The sequence below is a fragment of the Candidatus Methylomirabilota bacterium genome, assembly GCA_036002485.1.
Taxonomy (GTDB): Bacteria; Methylomirabilota; Methylomirabilia; order Rokubacteriales; family CSP1-6; genus AR37.
This window is the reverse complement of record DASYTI010000035.1, coordinates 59,166-66,166: the sequence shown is the minus strand read 5'-3', so window position 1 is coordinate 66,166 and position 7,001 is coordinate 59,166. Positions and strand designations below refer to the sequence as shown.

General features: G+C 67.1%; 7 protein-coding genes. 4 read left to right on the top strand and 3 right to left on the bottom strand.

Annotated features, from left to right (window positions below; all coding sequences use genetic code 11):
• Both VGT00_04430 and VGT00_04425 read left to right on the top strand, forming a co-directional pair.
• Nucleotides 1-238 (top strand): aldehyde ferredoxin oxidoreductase C-terminal domain-containing protein (locus VGT00_04430; protein ID HEV8530644.1); only part of this gene is annotated, 238 nt, incomplete at its 5' end.
• A gap of 735 nt (nucleotides 239-973) precedes the next feature.
• On the top strand, nucleotides 974-2,302 hold the full coding sequence (locus VGT00_04425) for a hypothetical protein (protein ID HEV8530643.1): 1,329 nt from the start codon (nucleotides 974-976) through the stop codon (nucleotides 2,300-2,302).
• Nucleotides 2,303-2,656: 354 nt separating this feature from the next.
• Here VGT00_04425 and VGT00_04420 read toward each other — a convergent pair whose 3' ends face one another.
• The 3 genes from VGT00_04420 to VGT00_04410 are packed head-to-tail and all read right to left on the bottom strand — an operon-like array spanning nucleotide 2,657 to nucleotide 5,613.
• Complete coding sequence (locus VGT00_04420) at nucleotides 2,657-3,424, bottom strand: SDR family oxidoreductase (protein HEV8530642.1); 768 nt, start codon at nucleotides 3,422-3,424, stop codon at nucleotides 2,657-2,659.
• A 32-nt stretch (nucleotides 3,425-3,456) separates the two neighbouring features.
• On the bottom strand, nucleotides 3,457-4,782 hold the full coding sequence (locus VGT00_04415) for a Rieske 2Fe-2S domain-containing protein (protein ID HEV8530641.1): 1,326 nt from the start codon (nucleotides 4,780-4,782) through the stop codon (nucleotides 3,457-3,459).
• A 54-nt stretch (nucleotides 4,783-4,836) separates the two neighbouring features.
• Nucleotides 4,837-5,613 carry an LLM class flavin-dependent oxidoreductase gene (locus VGT00_04410; protein ID HEV8530640.1) on the bottom strand — a complete coding sequence of 259 codons (777 nt, stop codon included), beginning with the start codon at nucleotides 5,611-5,613 and terminating at the stop codon, nucleotides 4,837-4,839.
• A 323-nt stretch (nucleotides 5,614-5,936) separates the two neighbouring features.
• On the opposite strand from VGT00_04410, the gene VGT00_04405 reads away from it, so the two are divergent.
• Together VGT00_04405 and VGT00_04400 are read left to right on the top strand one after the other, a co-directional pair.
• Nucleotides 5,937-6,770: a hypothetical protein gene (locus VGT00_04405; GenBank protein HEV8530639.1), complete on the top strand. Its 834-nt coding sequence runs from the start codon at nucleotides 5,937-5,939 to the stop codon at nucleotides 6,768-6,770.
• On the top strand, nucleotides 6,767-7,000 hold the full coding sequence (locus VGT00_04400) for a hypothetical protein (GenBank protein HEV8530638.1): 234 nt from the start codon (nucleotides 6,767-6,769) through the stop codon (nucleotides 6,998-7,000). The genes VGT00_04405 and VGT00_04400 overlap by 4 nt, the downstream gene beginning before the upstream one ends.
• Nucleotide 7,001: the final 1 nt, after the last annotated feature.

Below are 7,001 nucleotides of genomic sequence, written 5' to 3'. Positions count from 1 at the left end.
CAATGCCCGCGAAGGCATGGGCAAGTCGGCCGACACGCTGCCCAAGAAGCTCTTCCAGCCGCTCGGGGGCACGGGCCCGACGGCGGGCGTGGCCCTGACCACCGAGGAGTTCGAGCGCGCGCGCGACAGCTACTACCAGCTTGCCGGGTGCGACCCCGCCACCGGCTACCCGACGCGCGCCAAGCTCAACGATCTCGGCCTCGACTGGCTCGCCGACAAGGTGCCCGCGGCGCGCTGACACGTTCGGGGAGGTCGAGGGTGAGGCGCTTCGGACTCTTCTCTTTGGGTCTATCCGCTTCACGCGCTTGCGGGATGCATCGTCCATGTTCGCCAGAGCGAACTTCTTCCCATACCTAGATTGACCTCGGACCTCCAGATAGGTAACGGAGCAAGGCTTCTACCGCACCCTGATACCCAGATATTCAGTGGGTGAGAGGTTCGCAGGCTGGAGGTCTCCGCAGCAGATGCGGGCGCTGGCAACATTCTTAGTAGATCCTTGGTTGCTCTGGGCCACCGCTGTCAAGAAGTCTTCCACGATCCGTAGTAGTCAGTTTGAATCATATCGACGGGTGGTGTTACAGGCACGTCGGCTAGCTCCGTCGAGCCTACCGTCTCTGTCAGATTTCTTTCCAATTTTTCTGATTGGCCCCGGCACGCGATCTCTAAGCCTCTGAGATTCTGGCCAAGAAGTTGGAGGCATAACTCGTGCTTCTGTAATTACGAAATCGGTGAAATCCCTCCAGCTGACTGGGCCGGCCTTCCGCGGGGGGCAACGATGCCTCTGGAACGGACCCACCACAAGCTCTACGTAGCTGGCAACCTTTCTGTATTCGTGGAATTCCTCGTTGCGACAATCCGGCTCGGTCTCGCGTTGGGGCCGATACGCCCATGTCGAACCTTCGACGTTCGTGCATTCCTTGACCACCTGCTCCTACATCGTCGCCGCCCGGTAGGTCCAGGCGAGCGTCTGTTTGTGTACGGTCTTCGTTCAGAGATTGTGACCTTGCTGCGTCCGGCAGAGGAGGGCGATATGGCCACCACTGATGATCGGCTGACGGCCGGCTCACCTCGACGATCGGCGCGAGTGCTTGGCGTGCTCGGCCTCCCCCCGCAGAAGTGGACACGCGCAAGGACGGCTGGTCGCAAAGGCCTTCGCGCGCTGGCGATCGTCGCCGTCTCCGTCTCCATGGCGGGCCTCGCTCGACCCGTCACCCCTGCCGTCGCGCTTCCCGTCGACCTCGCGCTCGTAGGCCTCGATCTGCTCGCCGAAGTCGGGAGGAGGCCGTGGCGGGGGCCGGAGCCTGCGAATGTGCAGAAGTCGAACTACGGTGGCGACCCGGTGCCCGGCGGCGGGCCGGGACAGATGATCGTGGGCTTCACCCTCAACTCCACCGCCAGAAACGTCGGCAAGAATCCGATCCCCTGGCTTTTCCCGGTGATCGAGACGGCAGCCAATCCCTGGATCGCCGCCAACATCTCGCCCGCGTTTCCCAACGGCTTCACGGGACAGGAGGGGGCCTTCAACCACCCCCACAACCTTCCCCCTCAACCCAATCTCCCTGGCACCATGCATCCTCAGGAGGTCGGTCCGCACCCGCACATCGCGTTCTTCCTGTACCGTCAGGGAGAGCGGGGATCCCAGACGACCCTGATCGGAAAATCGGACCTCAAGCACACGTACTTGTTCGGGCCGCCACCGCTGCACGTCGCGATGCCCGGCGGGGAGGACAGCTACTCGCCGGCGCACAATCAGGACCAGAGCTTCTACGGGCCTGTACCCGAGCTCGATCCTGTGCTGTTCTCAGTGGCAGCCCACGATCACATGGGGTCTCCGTACGCCGCTCTTGGCCCCGGCCTTCACCGGGATCACGGAGAGCTGAACTTTCCCGGGGGGGCCCTTCCTGGCGGTGGGGCGATGCCCCCCGATCCGGGCCATCCGGGCGCGACGAACATCGACCACCTGCTTCAAGCCCGGGTCGACGACCTGGATCCTGCGCTGAATCCCGGCGCCCGGTGGTTCCTAGCCGGCACATACTTCATCGGCGGGCCAGTGCCCGGCGCCATGGATACGGTGATCGACACCGACCCAAGCAACAACAGCCGCTGGGTCGAGATATTTCCGAACGCCGCCGGAGGGATGTTCACGTTCACCTACGAGGCCCTCAACGCTGATGGAACGCTCGGACACTTCAACCTCAGCACGATTCCGAAGGTCCCTCTCCCGGCGACGCTCGCGCTGGTCGGTCTGGGGCTCTGGCCCATAGTTGCCGCCGGCCGGCGGCGGCTGGCGAACGCACGCTGAACTGAGGAAGCCGAGTTCGTGTCTCAGGCACCGGTTGACCAAGCTCGTGCAGCACCTGCTCGAGGGCGGAGAGCACCGTGATCAGAGCGTAGATAACATAAGGTGTCTTCTCGGTCGCGGGGTGGCTCGGGATGCCGCGCCGCCCGGCCATTGCGGCTCAGGGGGTGTCACTACTTGAGGGCGGACACCAGCGCGTCGTAGGTGCCGGAGAAGTAAGCGACATTGTGGAACGCCTACCCGGCAATCGCGACCACGACGGCGCGCGCCTGGTCAGCGTCGCGGCCGAACACCATGATGCGCGTGTATTGGACATCGTTCTGAGGCCGGCACGCCCAGCCACCGCTGCCAATGCTCCTAGCTAAAGATGGACTTGCCGGCGTCCACCATGAGGGTGGCGCCGGTGATGAACGACGACTCGTCGGAGGCGAGAAACAGAATGGGGAAGGCGATCTCCCGCGGCTCCGCCCAGCGGCCGAGGAGATTGTCCTGACTCCGCTGCGCGCGCAGCTCGGCCTCGGAGACTCCCCGGCCCGCCGCGCGGCGGACGTGATAGGGCGTGATGGTTCCGCCCGGACAGACGGCATTGACGCGGATGCCGTGGGGCGCTTCCTCGACGGCGAGGGCGCGCGTGAAGCCGAGCACGGCGGCCTTGGTCGTGTCGTACTGGCCCATGCCCGCGCGTCCCATGACGCCGTACACGGAGGAGACGTTGACGATGGTCCCCCGCCCCGTGGCGCGCAGGGCGGGCAGGGCGGCCTTGCAGCAATACGCGGTGGCGAGCACGTTCACGCCGATGATGAACTCCCAGCCCGTCGCGTCAGCCTCGGCCAGAGGCCGATAGACGCGAACGCCGGCGACATTGACCAGCGTGTGCAGGGCTTCGAAGCGAGCCAGGGAATCGTCGATGGCGCGCCGGGCCTCGGACTCGGAGGTGAGATCGGCGACCAGCGCGAGCACGCGGGCGCCGGGCACCGCCTTGGTCATCCCGGCTGCGGCTGTCTCCACGGCCACCTTGTCGGTGTCTACGAGGACGACGGCGGCGCCTTCCTCCAGGAAGAGGCGCCCGGTCGCCTCGCCGATCCCGCCTCCTCCGCCGGTGATCAGGGCAACCCGACCGGCCATCCGCACCGCCATGGGTGTGCTGGGAGAGGCGCTCAGGCGAGGGTGAGCTGCGCGCCCGGCTTGACCACGATGCGCGGCAGGGCACCGTCCACCCAGCTCGCGCCGGGCGGCAGGAGGACCGAGGCCGAGCGCACCAGGAAGGACTCGGGATTGCGCCCGGGCGCCGGCGTGCCCCGCTCGAAGAGAGCCCGGGCCGCGCCGAGCAGGCGCTTGCGTACCTGGATGATGGCAGCATCGCTCGTGCCCAGACGCTCCTGGGTGCGATCGACGACGGTCCCCTGACTCTCCTGTATCGCCTGATCCTGCACGCCGAAGCCCGGAATGCCGCAGAACATCTTGCCGCGGTGGACGTCCCAGTCCATGCCGTAGTCGTTGTCGCGGTTGAGGGCGGTGCGGATATCGCCATAGGGCTCGGAAGTCGCCGGCGCGAAATCGCAGACGTGCGCGCCCTTGCCCTCCAGATGGATCTGGCGCTCCTCCGGGGTCAGGGCACGGTCCGGATGCCAGGTCACCATCCAGTTGACGACGTGCGTGTCGTCCATGGGCACCCAGATGTGCGACTGGACGATCCTCTCGTCCCGGTCCGTGGGCGGCATGGTGTGAAAGGGCAAGAGGAACTGCGTGATTCGCCAGTAGTGCCGGCCGTCCGGCCAGCTTCGGCGCGCGCCGATCAAGACGCCGTAGTCCGTATCCACGACCTCGAAACGCGGGGCGCGATCGGCCGTCTGCACCGCCTCGCCCACTCCGAAGCTCGCGCGGTCGAGCTCGCGCGTGACCTCGCTGTCCGTGTGATGCAGCGGCGCGTGGAGGAAGGAGATGTGGCTGGAATCGATGCCGCCCTCGAGAGCCTGGAACCAGTTGCACTCCTGGACGCGCTTCGAGATGAAGGTGTTGCTCTCCGGTAGGAGCGTCCACTCGAGCGCGGGCAAAGGCGGGGGCGGACTCGTCGGTCCCATGTAGGCCCAGATCACCCCGCCCTGGTCCACGCAGGGATAGGCGACGTGACGCACCTTGGAGGCGAAGCTCGACTCGGCGGGCTCACAGGGCATTTCGAGACATTGCCCGTCCAGGCCGTACTGCCAGCCGTGATAGACGCAGCGCATCCCCGCCTCCTCGACACGGCCGAAGTAGAGCGAGGCGCCCCGGTGCGGGCAGAACTCGCCGATGAGCCCGGGCTGGCCCTGCTTGGCGCGATAGACGACCATGCGCTCGCCGAGGAGCTGGACGCGCTTGACCTTCCCGCCGGACTCTACCTCGCGCGACTGCACCACGGGCATCCAGTACTCGCGCAAGAGGGCACCCATGGGCGTGCCCGGCCCCACTCTCGTCAAGAGATCATTGTCCTCACGGGTCAGCATCGAGTCTCACCTCCCGCTCACTTTCTTTGGCGCTTGCTCGAAGCGTAGCATGAGCTAGGCCGGGCGGGCCGCTTGGAGCAGCGCCACATTCTCCTCGACCGTGTCCTTGGCCGTGATGGCACGCAGCACGATCTCGTTCACGGCGCCCCGCCACTTGGCGAGGGCGGGCGGAACGTCCTTGGCCGTCTGCGCCGCGATCGCTGTCTCCACCGGCTTGACGCCCATGCGCTCGAAGTGGCTCGCATAGGCCGGGATCGCCGCGTAGCGCGCCCCTTCCTCTCCCAGTCGCTCGATGGCCGCCGGCCCGAGAGCGAGACGGACGTAGGCGTAGAGGGTGGGCGGCGTGCGGCCCGCCGCCGTGGCGCCGGCGCGCACCCAGTCGGCCGAGAGGCGGGCATGCTCGGGCGTCAGCCAGTTGAAGAGCACGCCGTCGGCAACCTCGCCGGCCAGATGGCACATCTTGGGCCCGAGGGCGGCCACGATGAGCCGCGTCGACAGCTTCCCGCGCAGCTCGGCGATGCCTTCGCGCACTCGGGCCAGCGATTTCGGGTTGGGGCTTCCCACTCCGAGGAGCAGCCGATCCAGCGGCAGCGCCGTGGCCTTGACGCCCTGCACGATGCTGGCCGGCGGGCGCGTGTGGAGCGGGATGACGCCGATGCCCAGCTCGATGCGCCGCGTCTCGCCGGCGGCCTGAGCGAGGGACGCCAGCCCGTCGGTGGAGCCGGGATGATTGACCCAGAACGAGCCATAGCCGAGCGCTTCCGCCTCCCGCGCGGAGGCGCGAATGACCTCGGGCGCCGTGGCCGCGAACATTGCGAATCCGTGTGCCATCACTGCCTCCTCTCGATCGTCTCTGGGTGGCGGTCGCGATTCAGTCGCGCGTAACCCTATCACGAAGGCGGGAGCCCCGTGAGCCCTGTCCCAGCCTGGACTACTCGCGAACGCGCATACCGCATCCTGGCCTCCCCCTCACCCTGCCCTCTCCCCCTGCGGGGGCGAGGGATCAAAATGAATCCCTCTCCCTCTCCGAGGGAGAGGGCAGGGTGAGGGTGGCGTTGTCTCGCGAATAGTCCAGGCCAGCCATCTTCTCAAGGACTCCGGGATGGACTACCATAGCCCGGACCAAGCAGCACGGCCGGAGCACCGGAGGGGACATGGCTGAGATCGTCGGGGCGGCACTGACCGCGCACGCACCGCTCATTACGGGGAAGCCGGAGGTCTCGAAGCCCGAGCAGCGGGATCGCCTCTACGCGGGCTTCCGCGAAGCGGGACGGCGACTCCAGGCCGCCCGCCCGGATCTCCTCGTGATGTTCGTGAACGACCACCTCCAGAACTTCGCCTACGACAACCTGCCCGCCTTCTGCATCGGCCTCGCCGGCTCCTACGAGGCGCCGAGCGAGGGCGGGGCTGCCTTCATGCGCATCCCGGCCCGCACGCTCCGCGGGAATCCGGAGTGGGCCATGGCGCTGCTCGAGGCAGGCCTCGCCGCGGGCATCGATTTCGCCTATTCCCATGACATCGAGAGCTGGGACGAGCTCTCGGTGCCGCTCCATTTCCTGATGCCCGGAGGCGAGGTGCCCCTGGTGACGGTGTACACGAACTGCGCGGCGCCTCCCCTGCCTACCCCACGGCGGTGCCATCAGGTCGGAGCCTTCGTGGGCGACTTCATCCGCGCCCGGCCGAGCGGCGAGCGCGTGGCCCTCGTGGCCACGGGCGGGATCTCCCACTGGGTAGGGACGCCGGAGACGGGGCGCATCAATCCCGAGTTCGACCTGCGCGTGCTCGATCACGTGGCCCGCGGCGACATCGAGCCGCTGGCCCGGCTCACGTGGGAGGAGATCGAGCGGGACGGCGGCAATGGCGGCCAGGAGATCCGGAACTGGATCGCCCTCCTCGGCGCCGTGCCGGGATGGAAGGGCGACGTGCTCGCCTACGAGGGAGTCGCCGAGTGGATCACCGGCTGTGCGACGGTCTGGGTGCATCCATGAGCGCGGACGCATCCATGATCAAGATCTCCTATCCCCTCAACAAGCTCCTGACGGCCATCGCGCGCCAGCACCAGATGAAGGAATCCCTCACCGACCAGGAGCTGACGGGACACGAGCTCAGTCCCGCGGAGCGCGCCGCCCTCAAGGCCGGCGATATCGGCAAGCTCTACGAGCTCGGGGCCAATCCCTACCTGATCCGCCGGGTCTTCAGGCGCCGATTCACCATCTGAC